This window comes from Stenotrophomonas sp. SKA14 (genome assembly GCF_000158575.1).
Lineage (GTDB): Bacteria > Pseudomonadota > Gammaproteobacteria > Xanthomonadales > Xanthomonadaceae > Stenotrophomonas > Stenotrophomonas forensis.
The window spans coordinates 3,734,036-3,757,141 of sequence record NZ_DS999412.1 but is presented as its reverse complement, the minus strand read 5'-3'; the positions used below and the strand labels follow the sequence as shown (position 1 = coordinate 3,757,141).

The following is a 23,106-nucleotide window of genomic DNA, read 5'->3' as shown; positions in this document are numbered from 1 at the left end:
CGGGTGCGATGCGACGAATGTAGCGCAGCTGCGTCACGGCGAAGTCGCGGCGGCCCCGGTATAAGCAAGGTTGGTTGATCGCAGGAGTGTTCCATGGCCGATTTCCCCGACCGCAGCCACTGGCAGGCGCTGGCGCTCCAGCTGTCGATACCCGGCCAGGCCTTCATCGATGGCCGCCCTGTCGATGCTGCCAGCGGCGCCCGCTTCGACTGCATCAGCCCGATCGACGGTCGCGTGCTGGGTGCGGTCGCCGACTGCGATGCGCAGGACGTGGAGCGTGCCGTGCTGGCAGCCCGCCGGTCCTTCGATGCGGGCCACTGGTCGCAGGCCAGCCCGGCGCATCGCAAGCGCGTGCTGCTGGCGCTGGCCGCGCTGGTGGAAACGCACGCCGACGAACTGGCCCTGCTGGAAACCCTGGACATGGGCAAGCCGGTGCGCGATGCGCGGCGCATCGACCTGCCCGGCGTGGTGCGCTGCCTGAGCTGGACCGCCGAAGCGGTGGACAAGCTGTACGGGGAGATCGCGCCCACCGGCCCGCACGAGCTGGGGCTGGTCACCCGCGAGGCCGCCGGCGTGGTGGCGGCGATCGTGCCGTGGAACTTCCCGTTGTTGATGGCCTGCTGGAAGATCGCGCCGGCGCTGGCGATGGGCAATTCAGTGGTACTCAAACCTTCGGAACGATCGCCGCTGAGTGCGCTGCGGCTGGCGGCACTGGCTGCCGCGGCGGGCCTGCCGGACGGGGTCCTGAACGTGTTGCCGGGCCATGGAGCGCGCGTCGGCGAGCCCTTGGCCCTGCACATGGACGTGGACGTGCTGGCCTTCACCGGCTCCACCGCCACTGGCGCGAAGCTGCTGGAATACTCTGGCCGGTCCAACCTCAAGCGGGTCTGGCTGGAATGCGGCGGCAAAAGCCCGCACGTGGTGTTCGCCGACGCCCCGGACCTGGATGCGGCGGCCAAGGGCGTGGCGCAGGGCATCTTCTTCAACCAGGGGGAAGTCTGCACCGCCGGTTCGCGGCTGCTGGTGCAACGCTCGATCCGCGAGGATTTCGTCCACCAGGTGGTTGCCTATGGCCAGCACATGCAGCCGCGCCACCCGCTGGAAGCCGACGCACCGATGGGCGCGCTGGTCGATGCCGCGCATCTGGACAAGGTGATGGGCGATATCGCGCGTGCCGAAGGCGAGGGCGCCCGATTGCTGCTGGGCGGTCATCGCGCCGAGGTGGAAGCGGGCGGCTGCTATGTGCAGCCCACCGTGTTCGACCAGGTGCGGCCCGAGCAGGCCCTGGCACGCGAGGAAGTGTTCGGGCCTGTGCTGGCCGTGCTGGGTTTCGATGACGAAGCCGAAGCCGTGCGCCTGGCCAACGACAGCCGCTATGGATTGGCCGCCGGCCTGTGGACACGTGATCTTGGTCGCGCGCATCGCGTTGCACGCCAGCTGCGCGCTGGCAGCGTGTGGGTGAACGGCTGGGATGGCGGCGATATGAGCGCGCCGTTCGGTGGCTACAAGCAGTCGGGCAATGGCCGCGACAAATCCTTGCACGCGTTCGACAAGTACAGCGAGATCAAGGCCACTTGGATCCAGTTGTAGCGTCGGGTTTGCCCGCTCTTCTGTAGAGTCGAGCCATGCTCGACGGCTCTTCGCGAGATGCAGAAGGGCAAAAGCCGTCGAGCAAGCTCGACGCTACGGAAGCGCCGCGTTTGAGTAGAGTCGAGCTTGCTCGACTGCCGTTCGCGGAATGCAGATTACCGGCAACGCGCACTCACCTGCAGTACCGCAGCACGCAGCAGGTCGCGATCTGCCTCTTCGACCGCATTCTGAAAATAGCTCATATCCTGCCTCCCCAGCTCGCAAGGGTCGACGATGTAGCCCGGCGGCCATAGCCCCAGCAGCTGCGCCACGCCGTGCACGATCTGCTCCGGGGTCATCTGCCGGCGGATGCGGAAATAGTTGCGACGCGGTGCGAACGCAGGATGCACCTCGCGGCGACCGATCAGGCGTGGCGCCACCCCCGCCGCGCTGATGCCATCGCCACCCTCGATGCTGCCCGCAGGCAGGCCCAGGATCAGCGGCGCCTCTGCCGCCGGAGCCGCTTCGGCCGGCAGGGCGGTCTCCGCCTGCGCGATCGGGGCAGGGTGGGGCTTCACCGATGCAGCCCGGCGCGTCATCGGTACGGAGGGCAACGCCGGAAGTGACGGCGCCGGCAGCTCCGGTGGCAGCCAGCGCAACGAGATCCGTGCGCCATCGTCTGCGCGCAGCGCGATGCGGCCACTGCCCCACAACCACAGCGCCATCAGGCCATGCACCAGCAGTACCACCAGCCACGCCGCCATCCGCGGCAGCTTCGGCGAATCGGACCACGACAACGCAACTGCAGCCATCGGCAAAGCTTCCATGCAGGGACCGGTGGCGCAGCCTAGCGGGCGGCCGGAAAAATTTCGTTGGCATCGGTGTCGGCTGAAACCATCGTCCCGTGCGGCCACCGGCCCGTGGCAGAATCGGGCGATCCACCGTTACTTGTGTTGCCGATGTCGACGACCCGCGCTGCCGCACCGCCCGAGAATTCTCCCCGCCGTGTCCTGCTGGCCAGCCTGATCGGCACCACCATCGAGTTCTTCGATTTCTACATCTACGCCACGGCCGCGGTGCTGGTGTTCCCGCACCTGTTCTTCCCGGACAGCAGCGAACAGGCAGCACTGCTGCAGTCCTTGGCGACCTTCGCGGTGGCGTTCATCGCCCGGCCGGTGGGCTCGGCGGTGTTCGGCCACTTCGGTGACCGCATCGGCCGCAAGGCCACTCTGGTGGCCGCGTTGCTGACCATGGGCCTGTCCACGGTGCTGATCGGCCTGTTGCCGACCCATGCGCAGATCGGGTTGTGGGCACCGGCGCTGCTGGCGCTGTGCCGTTTCGGCCAGGGCCTGGGCCTGGGCGGCGAGTGGGGTGGGGCGGTGCTGCTGGCCACCGAGAACGCGCCGCCGGGCAAGCGCGCCTGGTACGGCATGTTCCCGCAGCTGGGTGCTCCGCTGGGCTTCCTGCTGTCGGCCGGCATCTTCCTGGTGCTGGGCCGCTGCCTGAGCCAGGACGACTTCCTGCAATGGGGCTGGCGCATTCCGTTCGTGGCCAGCGCGCTGCTGGTCGGGCTGGGCCTGTGGGTGCGCCTGAACATCCACGAGACCCCCGACTTCAAGAAGGCGCTGGAACGCAAGGCGCCGGTGCGGCTGCCGATGCTGACGGTGCTGCGGGACCATCCGGTGCCGATGCTGCTGGGCACGTTGGGGGCGTTCGCCACCTTCGTGCTGTTCTACCTGATGACGGTGTTCAGCCTCGGCCATGGCACCGCGGTGCTGGGCTACAGCCGCGAACAGTTCCTGCTGATGCAGATGGCCGGCATGTTGTTCTTCGCACTGGGCATCCCGCTGTCGGCACGCTATGGCGACCGCTGGGGCACGCGCCGCACGATGATCGTGGCCAGCGTGCTGATCGTCGGATTCGGCGTGCTGTTCGCACCGCTGTTCCAGCCGCACAGCCCGTGGCTGGTCACCGGCTTCCTGTGCCTGGGCCTGTTCCTGATGGGCCTGACCTACGGGCCGTGCGGCACCTTCCTGGCCGAGATCTACCCGGTGGAGGTGCGCTATACCGGGGCATCGCTGTCCTTCAACCTGGCCGGCATTCTGGGGGCGGCCCCGGCACCGTACCTGGCCACGTGGTTGGCCGAACACTTCGGCCTGGTCGCGGTGGGTTACTACCTGTGCCTGACTGCGGTGGCGACCCTGTGTGCGCTGGTGGCGCTGCACCGGCGCGCACTGCGGCTCAGCCAAAGAAGCGCTTGAGCGTGCGCCCCAGCCAGCCGCCGCCCTGGTGCTCGCGGGCGAACTGGTTCAGGTGCGCCTTGACCTGCTCGGCGTAGGCCTGGTCATCGCCACGGATGTGGTTGAACAGCCAGCGCGAGAGCATGGTGCGCAGCTCGTCGCTGATGTCCTCGCCGGCCTGGAAGCGCAGCCGGTACTCGGCCACGCGCTTGATGAAGACCTCATGCACGCGCTTGTGCGCGGCACAGAACGGATAACCCGCCTCCTCCATCAGCTCTTCCTCGAACGCGAAGTGCGACATGGTGTAGTCGACCACTTCATCGATCACTTCGCCCACCGCCGCACGCTGCATGCTGGCCTGGGCCACGTGCAGGTGGTTGAGCATCTCGATGATGCGGCGATGTTGCTGATCGATCACATCGATGCCGATGTTCAGATCGTCCTGCCAGACCAGTAGTGCCATCCCCGGCTCCCCTTCATGCGTATGTCGGGGCCGACTGTAGAACCGCGGCGCGCGGGCGGCGTTGATCTGGATCAAGGCGTGCCGGTCAGGGCAGGGCGGGCTCGCGTGGGCGCAGCGGACTGGCCATGGTGGTGCAGCTGACCCGGTTGCGGCCGCCGGCCTTGGCCAGGTACAGCTGGCGGTCGGCCTCGGAGATCAGCCGGTGCAGCGCATCACGCTGCGGGCGCAGGCAGCACAGGCCGATGCTGACGGTCATGCGCAGGGTGGCCGAGCCGATGTCCACTTCCAGCGCGGCGATGCGCTGGCGCAGTTCCTCGAAGTACAGCAGCGCCTCGTCCTGTTCCATGTCCGGCACCAGCAGGCAGAACTCCTCGCCACCGAAGCGCGCGATCAGGTCCTGGCTGCGCGCATGCGCGGCCACCGCACCGGCTACCGCACGCAGCGCATCGTCGCCGGCTTCGTGGCCGTAGGTGTCGTTGATGTGCTTGAAGTGGTCGATGTCGATCATCGCCACCGCCACGCATTGGCCGTGCAGCTGCAGCTGCGGCAGCTGGCGCTGGCTCTGCTCAAGGAAACAGCGGCGGTTGGGCAGGCCGGTGAGGAAATCGCGGGTGGCCAGGTCCTGCAGGGTACCGATCAGTTCCAGTTGGTCCACGTTCTGCGAGACCCGGCAGAAAAACTCCTCGCGCGAGAAGGGCTTGCGCAGGAAGTCGTTGGCGCCGTTCTTCAGGAAGCGCGGGATCAGTGACGCGTCGGTATTGCCGGAGATGCCGATCACCGCCACCTTGTCGCGCGAACGCAGGGTACGCAGGCGGCGGGTGAATTCCACGCCCTGCATGCCGGGCATCTCCTGGTCGACCACCGCCAGGCGGATCGCCGGATGCGCCTCGATCGCGGCCAGGCCTTCGTTGCCGTCGGCGGCCTCGTGCACCTCATGGCCATACATGCGCAGCAGGGCGGCGGCGTAGCCGCGCGCGGAGGGCGAATCGTCCACCACCAGCGCCGCGATGCGACGGTTGCGCTCGAGCCGCTGCACCAGCCAGACCAGGTAGTCGATGCTGCCGGGGGTGTTCTTCAGCACGTAGTCGATGATCTGCTGCTGCAGCACGCGCTTGCGCAGGTCCTCGTCGTAGACGCTGCTGACCACCACGGTCGGCAGGCCGCGCTTGAGGAAGAACTCGACCACCGCATCGCGGTCACCATCGGCCAGGACCAGTCCGGTCAGCACCAGGAACCAGCCGCCATCCTCGCTCAGCAGGCGGTCGGCCTCGGCCAGGGTGGAGGCGATCACCACCGGCAGTTCCAGGCGTTGCTCGATGGCCTCGCGCAGCATGCCAGTGAAAGCACGGGAGTTTTCGACCAGCAGGATCCGCTGTGGCAGCGGATCGGCCAGGTCGCCATCGACGGCGGCCTGCGGCAGCACGGGCATGATGCGGTGGCTCACGAGGGAGGGCTCGGCACGGATAGCGGCAGTTTCGGGTGCAACTTTAGCGGTGAACGTTTCGCGCCGGGCCAGATTCCGTGTCAGGCCGCCGCTGGCGACGCGTGGGTGATCGATTCATGCAGGACCAGTCGCAGCCGATTGCCCCTGCAGTGAACCGAGCCGCCGTAGGCAAGCACCCGCCCGGCAAGGCGCTCGACGGCCTGCTGGGTGGTGCGCGTCGACAGCGTAGTACCACGATCGAGCAGGCTAACCACAGCAACGATGCCACGGCGATTGCCTGCCTGACCGCTTCGGGTACGCAAGCAGAGCTGCCCCGTCTCCAGTTCCAGCAGCAGTGACACCGCCTCGATCAGGGAGCGATAGATGGCCAGTTGCAGATCCACGGTCAGCAGGCAGGGATTGCCCATCAATCGGGGGTGGGTGACGCGGTGGGTGTTGTTCCAGATTTCGCATGCACCGCCGGCTTGCAGCGTCACGTACAGACCCACCTGTTCCAGTCCCGTGGGATAGACCAGGCTGGCCTGTTCGCGGAACAGGCGCGAGTGCACGGACGCAGCGTGCAGCAGGCTGTTGGCGACCGCGTGGTGGCCCTGGGACTTCAGCCAGCCGACCATCTCGCCGAGCGAACTGTCCATGCCTTCACCCAGGTGCTTGAGGTGGGCGGCGCGCGCGCGAAGTTCACGTTCACTTGTCTGGTGTGAACTGCGTGCCAGTCGCAACGTGGTTTCCTCGGCCAGGCTGCGGGACCGGGCACGTTGATGGTGATAGCTGATGCTGGAACCCAGTGCGAGCAGTGCCACGCTCATGACCGCCATGTTCTGCTGGGTGGCGAACGTACCCAGGTCGAAGGAGGAGGGTAGGCCGGTGCTGGGTGTTGCGCCATGAAGTGGCAGCGTCAATAGCGGAATCGCGACGGCCGCGCCGCGCCATCCATGCATGAAGGTCAGAGCGATGGCGGGCAGAGCGGAGAGCAGCACCATATGCGTCCGTGTCGTATGGGCGTTGGCGCTGGTCAGCTGCATGCACAGGCCCAGCACCAGCATCACCAGGATCGCCGAGACGGTGGGGGCGACGAAACGGCGGGCCCAGCCGGGTTCGGTGCGCCGTCGCGACCAGAGGAATGCCAGCGGCACCAGGGTGATGATGGCGGCGAAGTGGCCGAAGATCGTCCGATCCACCGCGTCCAGCAAGTTGCTCGGCGGTGGAGTCGACCATAGAACGTACGAGATGCTCAGGTTGAGACCCGGGACGAACAGCGCCGTGCAGATCGACAACGAGAGCAGCCAGAGGCCGGTGGCTGCTTCGGACGGCATTCTCCTGCGGTGCAGGTGGACTACCAGCATCGCCATCGGCATCAGCAGTGTCGAGGCCAGGATGACCCAGTCCAGGCCATAGGTGTCGATCATCGGGATGCGCAGCGTTGCGAAGTAGATGTATTCGCCCAGCAGCAGATACGGCCAGAGGCGGGTTGGGACAATCAGCAGCGCCGCCGCTCGGATACCTGCCGGCAGGAAGAACTGGTCCAGCGAGAATTGACGCGAGATGAGACAGCTCAAGGCATAGACGGCCGCGAGTGCGATTCCGACGGGTCGGATCCGGAAGCCCAGTTCAACTGCCTTTCTGAATCGGTCCAAACCCGGGCCTCCCTTGCTCGAGCCATCGCGACGGTCCCATTGGGTTGCTTGAAGGCGCCGTAACGCTCCTTGAAAGACAGTATCGATAGAAGCCAAGGGGCGCAATTGCGCACTGATGACAGTGACTGGCGGGGTGGGGCAGGTGCCGGGCAACGATCAGTTTCTGGTACTGATCTGCATCTCGTCGTGTCGAGGGGATCAGATCGCGGCCCGCGGCGGGGCGGGGCCGATGGCGCGTGCAGCTTCCCCAATGGCTTCGGCAGCGTTCGCCTGACGGGAATCTGCCTGCGCTTCCGTCAACACGATCCTGAGCCTGTTGCCCGTCAAGTCCATGCGCCCTCCGTGTGCGAGGATTCGGCCAAGCAGTTGCTCGTTTGCCAGTTCCGTTGCCCGGCGCCCCAGTGATTGGTGGCGGTCCAGAAGGGCCACGCAGATGAAGACCCCACGCTTCCGGATGACACTTCCGCAGCGGATACTGACCGAAATCTGCCCAGACTCGCATTTCAGTAGAAGCGATACCGCATCGACTACGACTCGATAGGCGGCAAGCTGCAGGCCCACCCGCAGCACGCAGGGGTCGCCCATCAACCTCGGTTGTCCGATGCGATGGGTGGCGTTCCATGCCTCGCGTACCCCGCCTGCCTGCAGTGCCACGTATAGTCCCAGCCGTTCCAGCGCCGAGGGATAGATCATGCTGGCCTGGGCCCGGAACAGGCGTGAATGCACCTCCGAGGTATGCCGCAGGCTGTCTGCGACAGCGTGATGGCCCTGCGCATGCAGCCAGTTCACCATTTCGTTCAGCGACAGGTCCATGCCATCGCCCAGCTGGCGCAGATGGGCCGCGCGCTCACGCAGGTCCATCTCGCTGGCCAGGTGTGAATTCCGCGCAAGCTGCAGGGCTGCTCTGCCATCTTCCTCGCGCAACCGGTGCTGGCTCTGGAAGTGGGTGATGCGTGCACCGAGCAGCAGCAGGGCGATGCTCGCGATGGCCATGGCCTGCTGGGTAGCGAACGTGGCCGGATCGAAGGCCGTCGGGTGGTCGGCGGGGGCGCTCAGGCCAAGCATCATGTTCACGGCGGCGACACCGATGGCCGCACCGCGCCATCCCAACAGGCAGGTCAGGGCGATCGCGGGAATAGGCAGGATCAACAGCAACTGCAGCGAGCCAGGCGCCGTGATCGAGGCAGGCACCGGAGTCGCCTGCAGGCCAACGACAAGCATGGCCGCGAGTGCTCCTGCCACGGCAGCAATGGACCGGACCGTCCATTCTTCCTCGGCGCGGCGGATCCACAGCAGAGCCAGAGGCGCCAGGATCAGGATGCCGGTGAAGTCGCCCAGCGCATAGCGCAGCAGGTTGGTGATGAATGACGCGTTGTGCAACGGTTCCCAGAGCAGGTACGAGATCCCCAGGTTCAGCAGGCTGATGACCATCGCGGCGCATGCCGCAATGGAGATCACGCCGACGATCGTGGTGCGTGCCAGCAGCTTCCGGTGCAGGCGCACGATCAGCATCACGGCAGGCATCAGGAACACCGAGGCGAGTATCACCCAGGTCAGGTTGTATTTGCTGATCAGGGGGATGCGCAGATGCGCGAAGTAGGCGTATTCACCGATCAGCAGATAGGGCCAGAGACGGGGCGGGCACAGCAGCAGAGCGGCCACCCGTACGCCAGCAGGCAGGAAGAACTGGTCCAGCGACAGCTTGCGCGCGCCCCAGCAGGTGAGGGCATAAAGCAGCGCCAGTGCCAGCCCCTCGGGGCTGACCCGTATCCTCACCTGCAGGCCGTCCTTCCACCACCGCATCCACATGCTCCCCAGCTCCTGCGCCGATTATGTGGCTGGGAAGGGTCCCTCTACCACAACGCGTCCCGCAGCTTGTACCACGACATCGCCGCCACCAGCAGCGGCATCCGCAGCAGCCGCCCACCGGGGAAGGGGGCATGCCGCAGGCGCTGGAACACGTCCAGGCGCTCGCTCTGGCCGGCGATGGCGGCGGCGATCACCTCGCCAGCCAGCCCGGCGGCGGCCACGCCATGCCCCGAGAATCCCTGCGCGAAGTACAGGTTGCCATCCAGCCGGCCCCAGTGCGGGGCGCGGTTGCGGGTAATGTCCACGTAGCCGCCCCAGACCTGCTCCAGCGGCACGTCGGCCAGTTGCGGGAAAACCTGGTGCATGCGCCGCTGCATCACCCCGTGCAGGCCCGGCGGCGGCAGCGCGGAGTAACTGGCGCGGCCGCCGAACAGCAGGCGGTGGTCGTGGCTGAGGCGGAAATAGTCCAATGCCCAGGCGGTGTCGGCCACGGCCATGTTGTTGCCGATCAGGGCGCGGGCGCGCTGCGCACCCAGTGGCGCGCTGGCACCGATATAGGTGCCGACCGGCATGATCCGCCGCTCCAGCTCGGGCAACAGGCCCTGCAGCCACGCGTTGCCGGCCACCACCAGGTGTGCGGCGCGCACGCTGCCCTGCGCCGTGTGCAGCGTGGGTTGGGAGCCGCGCTGGATGCGCACCACGGGCGAATCCTCGTGGATGACCACGCCGGCGGAGCGCGCTGCATCGGCCAGGCCACGTGCATAGGCCAGCGGCTGAAGGTGCGCGCTGAGCGGGTCGAACATTGCGGCGCGGTAGCGCGGGCTGTCCAGCTGCGCATGCAGGGTGTGACGGTCCCACCACTGCATGGGGTAGTCGTAGTGGCGCTGCAGGTGCTCGCAGTTGGCGCGCAGATCACGCTCGTGACGCTCGCGGATGGCGACGCTGGCGTGGCCTTCCACCCAATGGCAGTCGATGCCATGGCGATCGATGCGCGTACGCATCGCCTGCACCGCATCGCGCGACCAGTCGAACAGGCGGCGGGCATCATCGCGGCCGAGCTGGCGCTCCAGCTCATCCACCTCACAGCCGTAGCCAACCAGCGCCTGCCCGCCGTTGCGCCCGGAGGCGCCCCAGCCAATCCGCTGTGCTTCCAGCAGGACCACCCGCTGGCCGCGTGCCGCCAGTTCCAGTGCCGCGGTCAGGCCGGTATAGCCGGCGCCAAGCACGGCCACATCGGCCTGCACATCGCCCCGCAGCGCGGGCAGCGCGGGTGGTTCGGGCAGGCTGGCTGCGTACCAGCTGGGTGGGAAGGCAGCGCTCACTGCAGGCCTCGCGCTTGCGGCGCAGACGGTCGGAGTGGGGGAGGGTGATCGGTGTTCACCCGCGTAGTTTCGCCGATGGGTGACGGCCATGGTGTGACGGTGATGACTTGCCGCGTTCGTCGGCCGGCGGGTAACGTGTCCATACGCCAAGGAGTTCTCCCATGCGCCGCCTGCCCTGGGTGGGCCTGCCCACCGACAGCACCGTGCTCGGCCATCACCGTTTCGCGGTGGCCGGCGAGAAGTACGTGCGCGCGCTGGTCGAGGCGGCCGACGTCACCCCGCTGGTGTTGCCCAGCCTGCAGCCGCCGCTGCCGCCCGCCGACTGGCTGCAGGGGCTCGATGGCCTGCTGCTGACCGGTGCGGTCAGCAACATCGAACCACAGCACTATGAAGGCGGCCGCAGCTGGCCGGGCAATCCGCATGATCCGGCGCGTGATGCCAACGCCTTCGTGCTGCTGCACGGGGCGCTGGCGCTGGACCTGCCGGTGCTGGCGATCTGCCGCGGCTTCCAGGAGTTGAACGTCGCACTGGGCGGCAGCCTGCATCCGCAGGTACATGCCGTGCCGGGCCTGGATGACCATCGCGAAGATCCGCAGGCGCCAGTGGAGGTGCAGTACGGGCCGGCCCACGCGGTCACGCTGGCGGCCGATGGCTGGCTGGCGCAGTGGCACGAGGGCGAGCGCGTGCAGGTCAATTCGGTGCATGGGCAGGGCATCGCCCGCCTGGCGCAGGGGCTGCGGGTCGAGGCGGTGGCCGACGACGGGCTGGTCGAGGCGGCGCGCAGCCTGCATCATCGATTCGTGCTCGGCGTACAGTGGCACCCGGAGTGGCGTGTCATGCAGGCGCCGTTCTATCACGCTATTTTCCGTGCGTTCGGCCAAGCTTGCCGGCAGCACCAACAGAACCGACTGGATTCCCGATGAGTTCCCGAACGCGCCCGCGCAAGACGGCCACGCCCCCCGCACCGCAGGAAAGCAGCCTGCTGCGCTGGCTGAAGGAGCGGCGGATCACCGAGGTCGAATGCCTGGTGCCGGACATCACCGGCAACGCGCGCGGCAAGATCATTCCCGCCGACAAGTTCTCGCACGACTACGGCACGCGGTTGCCGGAAGGCATCTTCGCCACCACGGTCACCGGCGAGTTCCCCGACGATTACTACGACCTGACCTCGCCGTCGGATTCGGACATGATCCTGCGTCCGGACCCGGACACCGTGCGCATGGTGCCCTGGGCCACCGACCCGACAGCGCAGATCATCCATGACTGCTATACCAAGACCGGCGAACCGCACGAGCTGGCCCCGCGCAACGTGCTGCGCAGGGTGCTGGACGCCTATGCCGAACTGGGCCTGCGCCCGGTCGTGGCACCGGAACTGGAGTTCTTCCTGGTGCAGAAGAACACCGACCCGGATTTCCCGCTGCTGCCCCCGGCGGGCCGCTCGGGCCGTCCGGAAACGGCGCGCCAGTCCTACTCGATCGATGCGGTCAACGAGTTCGACCCGATCCTCGACCTGATGTACGACTACTGCGACGCGATGAAGCTGGACGTCGACACGCTGATCCACGAGTCCGGCGCGGCGCAGCTGGAGGTCAATTTCACCCACGCCAACGCGATGGACCTGGCCGACCAGGTGTTCCTGTTCAAGCGCACCATGCGCGAATCGGCGATGCGCCACGGCGTGTACGCCACCTTCCTGGCCAAGCCGATGGAGAACGAGCCGGGCAGTGCCATGCACATCCACCAGAGCCTGGTACGGATCAGCGACGGCCAGAACGTGTTCAGTGGCGAGCATGGCGGCGAGGATTTCAGCCCCATGTTCGCCCACTACCTGGCGGGCCTGCAGAAGTATGTGCCGATGGCCATGGCCTTCTTCGCGCCGAACGTGAATTCCTACCGCCGGCTGGTGTTCGGCGAGGTTTCACCAAGCAACGTGCACTGGGGGTTCGACAACCGCACCTGCGGCCTGCGGGTGCCGCTTGATACCCCGGAAAACATGCGCGTCGAAAGCCGTTTTGCCGGTTCCGACGCCAACCCCTACCTGGCCATGGCGGCCACCCTGGCCTGCGGCCTGCTCGGCATCCGCGAGCGCCTGGCACCGGATGCACCGGTCAGTGGCAGTGCCAAGGAACTGGGCTACAACCTGCCGCGCTCGCTGGGCGAGGCGCTGGATGGACTGGAACAGTGCAGCGCGCTGCAGGCGCTGCTGGGCGAGCGTTTCTGCCGGGCCTACATCTCGGTCAAGCGCAAGGAATACGAGACCTTTTTCCGTGTCATCAGCTCGTGGGAACGCGAGTTCCTGCTGCTGAACGTCTGAGCATCCGCAATAGAAAAATCCGCCGCCGGGGGGTAGGCTGGCACCCGTTGCCGGCTCCGCCGGCCCCCCTTCCCGCATTCTGGAGCACCCGATGAAGCTGCGTATCCTCACGCTCGGCCTGGCCTCCGCCATGCTCGCCGCCTGTGGCGGTGGCAAAGGTGGCGCGCAGGACAGCCAGGTCCTGAACGTCTACAACTACAGCGATTACATCGCCGAGGACACCATCCCCTCCTTCGAGAAGGAGAGCGGGATCAAGGTGACCTACGATGTGTTCGACAGCGATGAGATGGTCGAGACCAAGCTGCTGGCCGGCAACAGCGGCTACGACGTGGTGGTGCCGACCCTGAACTTCTTCGGGCGCCAGATCCAGGCCGGCGTGTTCCTGCCGCTGGACAAGAGCAAGATCCCGAACCTGGCCAACCTTGATCCGGCGGTGATGAAGCGCATCGCCACCCAGGACCCGGGCAACCAGTACGGCGTGCCGTACATGATCGGCACCACCGGCATCGGCTACAACGTGGACATGCTGAAGCAGCGCTTCGGCGGCAGCGCCGACATCGCCAGCAGCTGGGACCTGGTGTTCAAGCCGGAAAACATCAGCAAGATGAAGGACTGCGGCGTGACCATCCTGGACACGCCGGCGGACATGATCCCGATCGCGCTGCACTACCTGGGCCTGGACCCGCACAGTGCCGACCCGGCCGAGCTGCAGAAGGCGGCCGACCTGCTGAAGTCGATCCGTCCGTACGTGCAGAATTTCCACTCCTCGCAGTACGTGGGCTCGCTGGCCAATGGCGGCACCTGCCTGGTGGTCGGCTGGTCGGGTGACATCATCCAGGCCCGCGACCGTGCCGAGGAAGCCAGCAATGGCGTGCACGTGGCCTACTCGATCCCGAAGGAAGGCGCCCCGCAGTGGTTCGACATGCTGGCGATCCCGAAGGACGCCAAGCACCCGGAAGCGGCCTACGCGTTCATCAACTACCTGCTGCAGCCGAAGGTCGCCGCGGCCAACACCAACTTCATCCACTACGCCAACCCGGTGCCGACCGCGACCCCGCTGGTGGACGAGGCGATCCGTACCGACCCGACCATCTACCCGCCGGCTGATGTGGCCGAGAAGATGTTCACCTATTCGATCAACACGCCGGAGACCGACAAGCTCTACACCCGGCTGTGGACCGAGGTGAAGACCGGGCGGTAAGCCAGTCCGGCGGCGCCGGGCGATGCCCGGCGCCCGCTCCACGGGAGGGAGGCGGGCCTTGCCCGGCAAGGGCAGTGGCCGCGCAGGCGCGGCCGACCGGTCCCGCCCGCCTGTTGCCGTCATATCCCCTGCGCCCCCGGGCCGTTAGAATGGCGGCCGCTGTCCACCGCCCGCTCCCGGAGCCCCCATGCCCGTTGAAGCCCAGCCGGTAGCCGCCGTCGTCGACACGACCGGTGCGCTCGGCTATCTCTCCATTCGTGACCTGCGCAAGGAATTCGACGGTTTCGTCGCCGTCGACGACGTCAACCTGGACGTGCGCAAGGGCGAGATCTTTGCCCTGCTTGGTGGCTCCGGCAGTGGCAAGTCGACCCTGCTGCGCTGCCTGGGTGGCTTCGAGACGCCCACCAAGGGCAGCATCACCCTCGATGGCCAGCGCCTGGACGCGCTGCCGCCGTACCAGCGGCCGGTCAACATGATGTTCCAGTCCTATGCGCTGTTCCCGCACATGACGGTCGAACAGAACATCGCCTTCGGGCTGAAGCAGGATGGGCTGGGCAAGGACGCGATCGGCAAGCGCGTCGGCGAGATGCTGGACCTGGTGCAGATGGGCCACCTGGGCAAGCGCAAGCCGCACCAGCTGTCCGGTGGCCAGCAGCAGCGCGTGGCGCTGGCGCGGTCGCTGGCCAAGGGGCCGAAGCTGCTGCTGCTGGACGAGCCGATGGGGGCGCTGGACAAGAAGCTGCGCTCGCAGATGCAGCTGGAACTGGTCAGCATCATCGAATCGTCGGGCGTGACCTGCGTGATGGTCACCCACGACCAGGAAGAAGCGATGACCATGGCCACCCGCATCGCAGTGATGGATGCCGGCTGGATCCAGCAGGTCGGCAAGCCGGACGAGGTCTACGAGCAGCCGGCCAACCGCTTCGTGGCCGAGTTCATCGGTTCGGTCAACCTGTTCGACGGGGTGATCGACGAGGACCTGCCCGAGTACGTGACCGTGCGTTCGCCGCTGTTCCCGGCGCCGATCTACATCGCCCACGGCATCACCGGTTATGAGGGGCAGCCGGTCGCGTTCGCGCTGCGCCCGGAGAAGGTGATGATCGGCAAGGACGAGCCGGAAGCGCACACCAACAAGGCGCAGGGCGTGATCGAGGACATCGCCTATTTCGGCAGCCACTCGGTCTACCACGTGCGCCTGCCCAGCGGTGCCAAGGTGCTGGCCAACTTCGCCAACTCGCAGCGCTGGGCCAGCGATGGCCTGACCTGGGGCGACAGCGTATGGGTGCACTGGCGCGACAACGACGGCGTGGTGCTGACCTCATGAGCGTCGCCGGCCTGAAGCGCTGGCTGCCGGGGCTGCGTGCCACGGTGATCGGCATTCCGTACCTGTGGCTGCTGCTGTTCTTCGCAGTGCCGTTCCTGATCGTACTGATGATCAGCTTCTCGCTCAGCCGGGTCGGCTCGCCGCCGTACACCTGGTTGCTGCAGTACGTGGACGGCGGCTTCTCGCTGAAGCTGAACCTGGAAAACTACCTGGCGCTGTTCCGCGATTCGATCTATGCGCAGGCGTTCCTCAGCTCGATCAAGATCGCGGCCATCTCCACCTTCCTCACCCTGCTGATCGGCTATCCGATGGCCTATGCCATCGCACGCCTGTCGCCGGCCGCGCGCAACGTGGCGATGATGCTGGTGGTGCTGCCGTCGTGGACCTCGTTCCTGATCCGCGTGTATGCGTGGAAGGCTATCCTGGACCGCAACGGCCTGCTTGACCAGTTCCTGCAGTTCACCGGCCTGCAGACGTTGATGACCAGCCTGGGCCTGCCCAAGCTGCAGCTGATCGACACCCCGACCGCCGCCTACATCGGCATTGTCTACTGCTACCTGCCGTTCATGGTGCTGCCGCTGTACGCCAACCTGGTCAAGCACGACCACCGCCTGCTGGAGGCGGCCTACGACCTTGGCGCCAAGCCGTGGCAGGCGTTCCTGCGCATCACCCTGCCGCTCTCCAAGGCGGGCATCATCGCCGGCTGCATGCTGGTGATGATCCCGGCGATCGGCGAATTCGTGATTCCGGAAATGCTGGGTGGTTCGGAGACGCTGATGGTCGGCCGCCAGCTGTGGAATGAGTTCTTCAACAACCGCAACTGGCCGGGCGCCTCGGCGATGGCGGTGGCGATGATCCTGCTGCTGCTGGTGCCGATCCTGCTGTTCAACCGTTCCCAGCAGCGCCTGCTGGAAGGAAAGCAGGCATGAGCCCGCGTAGCGCAAAGGGCCTGGGGCTGGGCGTGCTGCTGCTCGGCTTCGCCTTCCTGTACCTGCCGATCCTGTTGCTGATGTTCTACTCGTTCAACAGCTCGCGGCTGGCGATGGTCTGGGCCGGGTTCTCCACCCGTGCCTACAGCGACCTGTTCGCCGACCGTGCGCTGATGGACGCGATGTGGACCAGCCTGGTGGTGGCGTTCTGGACCGCCTGTACCGCCACCGTGCTGGGCACGCTGGCGGCGATGGTGATGACCCGCTTCAAGCGCTTCCGCGGCAAGCCGCTGTTCGGTGCCCTGGTCACCGCGCCGCTGGTGATGCCGGATGTCATTCTCGGTTTCTCGCTGATGGCGCTGCTGGCCTCGATGGGCGCGATTCCCGGCTTCCCGGCGCGCGGCCTGACCACCATCTGGATCGCGCACGTCACCTTCACCCTGTGCTTCGTCACCGTGGTGGTGTCTTCGCGCCTGCAGGAAATGGACCTGTCGCTGGAGGAAGCGGCGATGGACCTGGGCGCGAGCCGGCTGACCGTGTTCGGCCGCATCACCCTGCCGATCATCGCCCCGGCGCTGGTGGCAGGCTGGCTACTGGCCTTCACCCTGTCGCTGGATGACGTGGTGGTCGCCAGCTTCGTCGCCACGCCGGGTTCGACCACGCTGCCGATGAAGGTGTTCGCCTCGGTGCGCATGGGCATCAGCCCGAAGATCAATGCATTGGCAACGCTGCTGGTGTCGGCGGTATCGATCGCCGCGGTGATTGGCTGGTACATCAATGCACGCGCCGAGAAGCGGCGCCAGCGCGACCTGCAGCTGGCGCGGCAGGACAACGGCTGAGCAATCCGGTTTGCCAGCAGGGCCGGCAACATCAGCGCCGGCAACATCCGGCTCACGGCCGGCGGCGCACAATGGGGGTCTTCCTGAAGGAGATCCCCCATGACCGTCGAGATCGTCGATCCGGCCACCGGCCTGGTGACCTACCGCCATGAACTGATGGGTGCTGCTGATATCGAGCAGCGCCTGCAGGCTGCCGCCGAGGCCTTCCCGGGCTGGGCGGATCGCTCGTTGCAGGAAAGAGGCGCCATTCTGCGCCAGATCGCCGCGCAGCTGCGCGCACGCCGCGACGACCTGCAGCAGGCGATGACCCATGAAATGGGCAAGCTCAAGGCCGAAGCCCTGGCCGAGGTCGACAAGTGTGCCGCCGCCTGCGAGTACTACGCCGACCACGCCGCCGACTACCTCAAGCCACAGCTGATCGATACCGAAGCGCAGCGCAGCTACGTGCGCTACGAGCCGATCGGCTGCGTGTTCGCGGTGATGCCGTGGAATTTCCCGATCTGGCAGGTGTTCCGTTTCCTGGCCCCGGCGTTCATGGCCGGCAATGTGGCCCTGCTCAAGCACGCCAGCAACGTGCCGCAGTGCGCCGACCTGATCCTGGCGGTGTGCCGTGACGGTGGCCTTCCCGAAGGCGTGTTTGATGTGCTGCACATCGACAACGACCAGGCCGCCGACGTGCTGCGCGACGCACGGGTGAAGGCGGTGACGTTGACCGGCAGTGAACGGGCAGGGCGCTCGATTGCCTCCAATGCCGGCAGCCAGCTGAAGAAGTCGGTGATGGAACTCGGCGGCAGCGATGCGTTCGTGGTGCTCGATGACGCCGACCTCGACAAGACCGTGGCGGCGGCAGTGAAATCACGCTTCGACAATAGCGGGCAGACTTGCATCGCAGCCAAGCGCTTCATCGTGGTTGACGCTGTGGCCGATGAATTCACCCGTCGCTTCGTTGAGGCGGCGGGCGAGCGCCAGTACGGCGATCCGGATGAGCGTGGTACCACGCTGGCGCCGATGGCCCGCGCCGACCTGCGCGACGAACTGCACAAGCAGGTGCAGGCCAGCGTGGCCAAGGGCGCACGCGTGCTGATCGGCGGCGAGCCGATTGCCGGCACGCATGCCGGCTATCCGGCCACGGTGCTCGATCAGGTCGGGCCGGGGATGCCGGCGTACGACGAGGAACTGTTCGGGCCGGTGGCCGCAGTGATCCGGGTCAAGGACGAGGCCGAGGCGCTGCACGTGGCCAATGACACCCGCTTTGGCCTGGGCGGCAGCGTGTGGACGCGCGACCCGGTGCGCGGCGAAGGCTTTGCCCAGCGCATGGAATGCGGCGCCGCCTTCGTCAACGCCATCGTCAAGAGCGACGCGCGGCTGCCGTTCGGTGGCAGCAAGCAGTCCGGCTTCGGCCGCGAACTGGCCGACCACGGCATCCATGAGTTCATGAACATCAAGACCGTCTACGTGGCTTGATGTCGAACGGTAGTGCCGGCCGCTGGCCGGCATTGCCTGGTTGCCGGCCAGCGGCCGGCACTACCAGAAGCGGGTCACAGCCATTTGGCGCGCTTGAACAACCGGTACAACCCCACGCACACGCCGCCCACGCCGACGATCATCAGCGGATAGGACCACGGTTCACTCAGCTCCGGCATGTGGCTGAAGTTCATGCCGTACCAGCTGGTGATCAACGTCGGCGCCGCCAGCAGTGCGGCCCATGCACCGAGGCGCTTGACCGTCTCGCCCTGCGCCAGCGTCACCAGCGACAGGTTCACGCTCAGCGCGGTGCCCAGCATTTCGCGCAGGGTGTCGATCACATCGCTGATGCGCACGGCGTGGTCGTGCACGTCGCGCACGTACAGCTTCACTTCGTCGGGGATCAGATCGCCCTGGTAGCGGCGCAGCTGCGCCAGCACGTCCTGCAGTGGCGCCACCGCCATCCGCATCTTGTTCAGTTCGCGCTTGAGCTCGTACAGCCGCACCACCGTGCTGCGCTTGTAGTTGTCAGCGAAGATGTCCTTTTCCAGCAGGTCCAGGGTGTCACGGAAGCGGTGCACGATCGGCAGGTAGTTGTCGACCACGAAGTCGGCGACGGCATACAGGCAGTACGACGGGCCCATCTTCAGTAGTTGCGGTTCGCGCTCGACGCGCGCGCGAACCGGCGCGTAGGACAGCGATGCACCATGGCGTACGGTCACCAGGAAGCGCGGGCCAAGGAAGGCGTGGGTTTCGCCATACTGGATGCGCTCATCGACCATCTGCGCGGTGGTCACCACCACGAACAGCGAATTGCCGTAGGTCTCGACCTTGGGCCGCTGGTGCGCGTTGCGCGCATCCTCGATGGCCAGGTCGTGCAGGCAGAATTCCTCCTGCAGTTTCAGCAGCACATCATCGTTGGGGTCGTACAGGCCTACCCAGACGAAGCCGTTGCCACTGGCGATGACATCGCTGATGGCGTCCAGGCTGATGTCGTGGCGCTTGCCGTCGTCATCGTAGTGGACGCAGTTGATGACGCAGGCGGGGTTGGCCGAGGCAGGTGCGGAAGCGGAGGCGGGCAATGACATGCCCGCCATCGTGCGTCAGCGGCGTGTTTCGGACAAGTGAGGACGGCGCCCCAGCACCCACGCCAGGGCGACGTGCACCGGCAGCAGCAGCACGATCCACTGCACGTTGTACTGCGCCTGCAGGCTCAGCCAGTGCAGTACCAGCGCGGCCACGGCCTGTACCGCCAGCAGCCACAGCACGATCCTGAACATGCGGCCCGGCACGCGCCGACGCAGCAGGGCGATCGCACCCGGCAGCAGCAGCACCGCCAGCGGCGAAAGCAGCAGCAGGTTGCGGTTGGCCCAGGCGGCGTAGTGCGTGCTGAAGCCCCACAGAAACACCAGCAGGCTGCCGGCGATGGCACACAGCAGCCAGAACGGCAGGGCCAACCCGGCCAGCAGGCGCGGGCGGCTGCGCAGCGCCAGTACGCCGGCGGCGATCACCAGGCCGCACAGCAGCCACGGCCACCAGCGGCGCGCGAACTCCTTCGGTTCCGGGTCGATGCGGTGCGGCAACAGTTCCTGTTCGGACTGCACCAGCGGCCGTCCATCGCTGTTGCGTGCCTGGCGCAGCGCATCGGCCAGGCGCATGGGTACGAACGCTTCCTGCCAGCGCGACAGCGGCTGGTCGGCGAACGGGCCGAGGCCGACGTCGAAGCCCAGCCACATCCACGCTGCCGGCGAGGCCAGGCGCACCGATTCACTGCGATAGGTGTTGCCGCGCGAGCGCCCCGACAGCTGCGATTGCAGTCCGCCGCCCAGCGCCTTGTCCACGGTATCGCGCACCATCGTGGCGCAGTTGGCGGTGTAGTAATCGTAGTGGTAGCGCGCGTTTTCCGGCTTGGCCCGCTCGGCCAGGTCGGCGGCCAGCGCACGCGCCTGGTCCGGGCGCAGGTCCAGCCACTGCACGCTGGCGCCACGGCCGGTCTCGTCGTAGTACGACAGGTCCTGCTGCAGCGGCAGCGCCACCAGGTAATACATCATGTCGCCGCGCACGAAGCGGCTGATGAAATCGTCCTCGGACGGATCGAAGTAGCCGAAGTTGTACGAGGTCGCTTCACCGCTGGCCGGATCGATCACGACGATGGCGTCGTGGCCGAAGCGCTCGAAGAACACCGTGCCTGGCTGCATGGTCACCACGCCGATGCGTGGGGCAGGGGCCTCGGCGCTGGCGACGGGCGCGGCAGGTGCAGCTGCCGCCGGCTGCGCGGAGGCGGCCAGCGGCAGGACCATGGCCAGCACACACAGTGCCAGCCACACCGTCAGGCGCAGTGCCAGGTTGGGGGCACCGCGCTTCAAGCGTCGTCCTGCGCGTCCGGCGGCAGCACGGTCACGTGGAAGGCCTGCACCCGGCGCGCATCGGCGCGGGCCACGCGGAACATGAAGCGGTCCAGCGCCAGTTCGTCGCCCACTTCCGGCAGGTGGCCCACGGCCTCGGTGACCAGGCCACCGATGGTGTCGTAGTCCTCGTCGGAGAACGTGGCACCAAAGCGCTCGTTGAAGTCACCGATCGGGGTCAGCGCATCGACCACGTACTGGCCATCGGACTGGATGGCGATCTGCGCCGACGGATCCTCGGCTTCGTCATGCTCGTCGTCGATCTCGCCGACGATCTGCTCCAGCACGTCCTCGATGGTGACCAGGCCGGCGACACCGCCGTACTCGTCGACCACGATGGCCATGTGGTTGCGCGACAGGCGGAATTCCTTCAACAGCACGTTGAGCTTCTTCGCTTCCGGAATCAGCACTGCCGGTCGCAGCAGCTCGCGCACGTTGGCCGGGCCGTTGTCGGCCACCACGCCGCGCAGCAGGTCCTTGGCCAGCAGGATGCCGAGGATGTCGTCCTTGTTCTCGCCATGAACCGGGAAGCGCGAATGGCCGGACTCGACCACCTGCTTCATCAGTTCCAGGAAGGGCGCTTCGACCGGCAGCGAGACCATCTGCGAGCGCGAGATCATCACGTCGCCCACGGTCAGCTCGGCCACCGAAATGGCGCCTTCCATCATCTTCAGGGTATCGGCGGCAATCAGCCCCTCTTCCTGCGCGGTGTGCAGGACAGCGACCAGCTCGTCGCGGGTGTGGGGTTCGCCGGAGAAGGCGGACGTCAGGCGTTCAAGCCAGCCGCGCTTCTTTTCACTGTGCTCCGCAGGGGAGCTACTACTGTCGTCTTCTGACATCTCTGGAAAAAAGGCACCCGGCAGGCCGGGCGTTGGCCCCAGTCTAGCAGGATGTGACGGCCTGTCAGTGACCGTCGCTGCCGGGCCCGGTGATCGGCGGCGGGGCCAGTTCAGGCCGCGCGGGGGCTTCTTCCTCGGGCAGGTCCAGGCTGTAGGTGCAGCCGGCCAGGGTCTTGCCGGGATGGGAGGCCACGGTGGAGACGCTGAGGATGATCGACTCGATCTGGGCCTCACCGGTCTTCGGGTCGGTCACATCACGGCTGACCAGTTCGCGGCCGGCCATGAACTTGCCGTCCTGGTCGTAGCCGGTTTCCAGCCCCAGCCGCTTGGCCAGCGGCCGTGGGTCGGCCTGGTCAAGGATCGCCATGATGCTGGCGCCGGCCATCGCCACCCGCTCGGTGGCCACGCCGAAGACGGTGATCGGCTGGGCCAGCCGGTACTCGCTCATGAACTGGTTGCCCTGCGGCAACGGCTGCAGGCCCTGGGCCACGGCCTTCAGCGGGTCGGCCAGCAGCGGCGCCAGCGCAGCGAGATCGGCCACGCCCTGGCGGCACTCGATCAGCGCCGGCAGGTCCAGGCTGGAGGCGAAGGCGGGCGGGGCGGCAAGGGCACCCAGCAGGATCAGGCAGCAGCGCAGTGACACGGGCGGTATCCGCAGGCGGTGGGGCGCCATCATAGCCCCGGGGAACGGGTGAACGGCCGGGTGATAGGACGGGCGACAACGATCATCACTGCACGCAGGAACATCAGCGGCAGGGTGATCAGCACCGACAGCATCGCGAGATGAAGCAGCCCCGTGATGGCCCAGGCCACGGTCGGCACCAGGCCAGCGTTCATCAGCCAGGGCATCGGGTCCGGCGCCGCATTCCGGGTCAGCTTCATGTAGACCGCAGCGAGTACGAACAGCACCAGCAGCGAGGTGCGCGAGGCGTGGAAGAACGGCAGTGCGTTGGCGGGGCGGCCCAGGCGTCGATGCAGCATCATCCGCCACAGCACGGGCAGCGCCAGCGCACCCGCCATCATCAGCAGCATCGAGATCGTCAACAGGCCGGGGCCGTGTGCGGGCTGCGCCCGGTTGTTGAGGTACGGCCCGATCATGCCGATCGCCAGCCCTGCCACCAGGCACAGGGGCGACAGCAGCGCCAGGCTGCGCAGCAGCCGGTGCTGCCCGGCGGGATCGGTGGCGCCGATGCGCCGTATGGTGCGCGTGCCCAGCACCAGCAGGGCGGCGAAGAGGCCGCCCACGATCAGTAGCGTGATGAAGCTGCCTTGCTGGATCATCCTTGTTCCTCGCGTCTTCCTTATCGGCC

The 23,106-nt window shown here is 66.9% G+C and carries 20 protein-coding genes; 9 read left to right on the top strand and 11 right to left on the bottom strand.

From position 1 onward, the window contains the following. Positions 1-93 precede the first annotated feature (93 nt). The gene (locus SSKA14_RS17000) at positions 94-1,590 is read left to right on the top strand and encodes an aldehyde dehydrogenase (protein ID WP_008267649.1); all 1,497 of its coding nucleotides are present in this window, start codon (positions 94-96) and stop codon (positions 1,588-1,590) included. A 155-nt stretch (positions 1,591-1,745) separates the two neighbouring features. Here SSKA14_RS17000 and SSKA14_RS16995 read toward each other — a convergent pair whose 3' ends face one another. Next, positions 1,746-2,381 carry a hypothetical protein gene (locus SSKA14_RS16995; protein WP_040008238.1) on the bottom strand — a complete coding sequence of 212 codons (636 nt, stop codon included), beginning with the start codon at positions 2,379-2,381 and terminating at the stop codon, positions 1,746-1,748. A gap of 147 nt (positions 2,382-2,528) precedes the next feature. Here SSKA14_RS16995 and SSKA14_RS16990 point away from each other — a divergent pair, with 147 nt between their 5' ends. Then, entirely contained in the window at positions 2,529-3,830 is a 1,302-nt protein-coding gene (locus tag SSKA14_RS16990; RefSeq protein ID WP_040008236.1) for an MFS transporter, read from the top strand. On the opposite strand, the gene SSKA14_RS16985 is transcribed toward SSKA14_RS16990, so the two are convergent. The 5 genes from SSKA14_RS16985 to SSKA14_RS16965 form a co-directional block, all read right to left on the bottom strand. Further along, positions 3,811-4,272, bottom strand: a complete 462-nt coding sequence (locus SSKA14_RS16985) for a bacteriohemerythrin (RefSeq protein WP_006429165.1) — start codon at positions 4,270-4,272, stop codon at positions 3,811-3,813. The two genes, SSKA14_RS16990 and SSKA14_RS16985, sit on opposite strands and share 20 nt — an antisense overlap. A gap of 85 nt (positions 4,273-4,357) precedes the next feature. Further along, positions 4,358-5,701: a diguanylate cyclase gene (locus SSKA14_RS16980; protein ID WP_006429166.1), complete on the bottom strand. Its 1,344-nt coding sequence runs from the start codon at positions 5,699-5,701 to the stop codon at positions 4,358-4,360. A gap of 95 nt (positions 5,702-5,796) precedes the next feature. Continuing rightward, the gene (locus SSKA14_RS16975) at positions 5,797-7,350 is read right to left on the bottom strand and encodes an MASE1 domain-containing protein (protein ID WP_040008234.1); all 1,554 of its coding nucleotides are present in this window, start codon (positions 7,348-7,350) and stop codon (positions 5,797-5,799) included. Between the two features lie 198 nt (positions 7,351-7,548). Further along, complete coding sequence (locus tag SSKA14_RS16970; RefSeq protein ID WP_008268181.1) at positions 7,549-9,159, bottom strand: MASE1 domain-containing protein; 1,611 nt, start codon at positions 9,157-9,159, stop codon at positions 7,549-7,551. Between the two features lie 44 nt (positions 9,160-9,203). Continuing rightward, positions 9,204-10,481: an FAD-binding oxidoreductase gene (locus SSKA14_RS16965; protein ID WP_008264899.1), complete on the bottom strand. Its 1,278-nt coding sequence runs from the start codon at positions 10,479-10,481 to the stop codon at positions 9,204-9,206. Between the two features lie 161 nt (positions 10,482-10,642). Here SSKA14_RS16965 and SSKA14_RS16960 point away from each other — a divergent pair, with 161 nt between their 5' ends. The 7 genes from SSKA14_RS16960 to SSKA14_RS16930 all read left to right on the top strand — a co-directional run bounded on the left by SSKA14_RS16960 (position 10,643) and on the right by SSKA14_RS16930 (position 18,552). Continuing rightward, the gene (locus SSKA14_RS16960) at positions 10,643-11,404 is read left to right on the top strand and encodes a gamma-glutamyl-gamma-aminobutyrate hydrolase family protein (protein WP_008266171.1); all 762 of its coding nucleotides are present in this window, start codon (positions 10,643-10,645) and stop codon (positions 11,402-11,404) included. Beyond that, entirely contained in the window at positions 11,401-12,795 is a 1,395-nt protein-coding gene (locus SSKA14_RS16955; protein ID WP_008268172.1) for a glutamine synthetase family protein, read from the top strand. Before SSKA14_RS16960 ends, SSKA14_RS16955 begins: the two co-directional genes overlap by 4 nt. A 91-nt stretch (positions 12,796-12,886) precedes the next feature. Then, complete coding sequence (locus SSKA14_RS16950) at positions 12,887-13,996, top strand: polyamine ABC transporter substrate-binding protein (RefSeq protein ID WP_008266245.1); 1,110 nt, start codon at positions 12,887-12,889, stop codon at positions 13,994-13,996. Positions 13,997-14,183: 187 nt separating this feature from the next. Then, positions 14,184-15,320 (top strand): polyamine ABC transporter ATP-binding protein, encoded by a 1,137-nt coding sequence (potA, locus tag SSKA14_RS16945; protein ID WP_008267317.1) that lies wholly within the window; start codon positions 14,184-14,186, stop codon positions 15,318-15,320. Further along, on the top strand, positions 15,317-16,249 hold the full coding sequence (locus SSKA14_RS16940) for an ABC transporter permease subunit (protein ID WP_008268445.1): 933 nt from the start codon (positions 15,317-15,319) through the stop codon (positions 16,247-16,249). The genes potA and SSKA14_RS16940 overlap by 4 nt, the downstream gene beginning before the upstream one ends. After that, entirely contained in the window at positions 16,246-17,088 is an 843-nt protein-coding gene (locus SSKA14_RS16935; RefSeq protein ID WP_008267688.1) for an ABC transporter permease subunit, read from the top strand. Before SSKA14_RS16940 ends, SSKA14_RS16935 begins: the two co-directional genes overlap by 4 nt. A 99-nt stretch (positions 17,089-17,187) precedes the next feature. After that, complete coding sequence (locus SSKA14_RS16930) at positions 17,188-18,552, top strand: NAD-dependent succinate-semialdehyde dehydrogenase (RefSeq protein ID WP_008265870.1); 1,365 nt, start codon at positions 17,188-17,190, stop codon at positions 18,550-18,552. Positions 18,553-18,626: 74 nt separating this feature from the next. On the opposite strand, the gene SSKA14_RS16925 is transcribed toward SSKA14_RS16930, so the two are convergent. From SSKA14_RS16925 to SSKA14_RS16905, 5 genes are all read right to left on the bottom strand, one after another. Continuing rightward, positions 18,627-19,649, bottom strand: a complete 1,023-nt coding sequence (locus SSKA14_RS16925) for a magnesium and cobalt transport protein CorA (protein ID WP_008267704.1) — start codon at positions 19,647-19,649, stop codon at positions 18,627-18,629. Positions 19,650-19,655: 6 nt separating this feature from the next. Beyond that, positions 19,656-20,852, bottom strand: a complete 1,197-nt coding sequence (locus SSKA14_RS16920; protein WP_050413421.1) for a DUF4105 domain-containing protein — start codon at positions 20,850-20,852, stop codon at positions 19,656-19,658. 62 nt (positions 20,853-20,914) lie between these two features. Then, entirely contained in the window at positions 20,915-21,796 is an 882-nt protein-coding gene (locus tag SSKA14_RS16915; RefSeq protein WP_005408827.1) for a transporter associated domain-containing protein, read from the bottom strand. Between the two features lie 64 nt (positions 21,797-21,860). After that, a complete protein-coding gene (locus SSKA14_RS16910; RefSeq protein ID WP_040008227.1) occupies positions 21,861-22,469 on the bottom strand; it encodes a hypothetical protein in 609 nt (202 codons plus the stop codon). Next, positions 22,469-23,077 (bottom strand): hypothetical protein, encoded by a 609-nt coding sequence (locus SSKA14_RS16905; RefSeq protein ID WP_008268409.1) that lies wholly within the window; start codon positions 23,075-23,077, stop codon positions 22,469-22,471. The genes SSKA14_RS16910 and SSKA14_RS16905 overlap by 1 nt, the downstream gene beginning before the upstream one ends. Positions 23,078-23,106: the final 29 nt, after the last annotated feature.

Coding starts and splice junctions, on each gene's coding strand:
- SSKA14_RS17000 (WP_008267649.1), top strand. CDS start 94: ATGGCCGATTTCCCCGACCGCAGCCACTGGCAGGCGCTGGCGCTCCAG.
- SSKA14_RS16995 (WP_040008238.1), bottom strand. CDS start 2,381: ATGGCTGCAGTTGCGTTGTCGTGGTCCGATTCGCCGAAGCTGCCGCGG.
- SSKA14_RS16990 (WP_040008236.1), top strand. CDS start 2,529: ATGTCGACGACCCGCGCTGCCGCACCGCCCGAGAATTCTCCCCGCCGT.
- SSKA14_RS16985 (WP_006429165.1), bottom strand. CDS start 4,272: ATGGCACTACTGGTCTGGCAGGACGATCTGAACATCGGCATCGATGTG.
- SSKA14_RS16980 (WP_006429166.1), bottom strand. CDS start 5,701: ATGCCCGTGCTGCCGCAGGCCGCCGTCGATGGCGACCTGGCCGATCCG.
- SSKA14_RS16970 (WP_008268181.1), bottom strand. CDS start 9,159: ATGTGGATGCGGTGGTGGAAGGACGGCCTGCAGGTGAGGATACGGGTC.
- SSKA14_RS16960 (WP_008266171.1), top strand. CDS start 10,643: ATGCGCCGCCTGCCCTGGGTGGGCCTGCCCACCGACAGCACCGTGCTC.
- SSKA14_RS16955 (WP_008268172.1), top strand. CDS start 11,401: ATGAGTTCCCGAACGCGCCCGCGCAAGACGGCCACGCCCCCCGCACCG.
- SSKA14_RS16950 (WP_008266245.1), top strand. CDS start 12,887: ATGAAGCTGCGTATCCTCACGCTCGGCCTGGCCTCCGCCATGCTCGCC.
- potA (WP_008267317.1), top strand. CDS start 14,184: ATGCCCGTTGAAGCCCAGCCGGTAGCCGCCGTCGTCGACACGACCGGT.
- SSKA14_RS16940 (WP_008268445.1), top strand. CDS start 15,317: ATGAGCGTCGCCGGCCTGAAGCGCTGGCTGCCGGGGCTGCGTGCCACG.
- SSKA14_RS16935 (WP_008267688.1), top strand. CDS start 16,246: ATGAGCCCGCGTAGCGCAAAGGGCCTGGGGCTGGGCGTGCTGCTGCTC.
- SSKA14_RS16930 (WP_008265870.1), top strand. CDS start 17,188: ATGACCGTCGAGATCGTCGATCCGGCCACCGGCCTGGTGACCTACCGC.
- SSKA14_RS16925 (WP_008267704.1), bottom strand. CDS start 19,649: ATGGCGGGCATGTCATTGCCCGCCTCCGCTTCCGCACCTGCCTCGGCC.
- SSKA14_RS16920 (WP_050413421.1), bottom strand. CDS start 20,852: ATGGTCCTGCCGCTGGCCGCCTCCGCGCAGCCGGCGGCAGCTGCACCT.
- SSKA14_RS16915 (WP_005408827.1), bottom strand. CDS start 21,796: ATGTCAGAAGACGACAGTAGTAGCTCCCCTGCGGAGCACAGTGAAAAG.
- SSKA14_RS16910 (WP_040008227.1), bottom strand. CDS start 22,469: ATGGCGCCCCACCGCCTGCGGATACCGCCCGTGTCACTGCGCTGCTGC.
- SSKA14_RS16905 (WP_008268409.1), bottom strand. CDS start 23,077: ATGATCCAGCAAGGCAGCTTCATCACGCTACTGATCGTGGGCGGCCTC.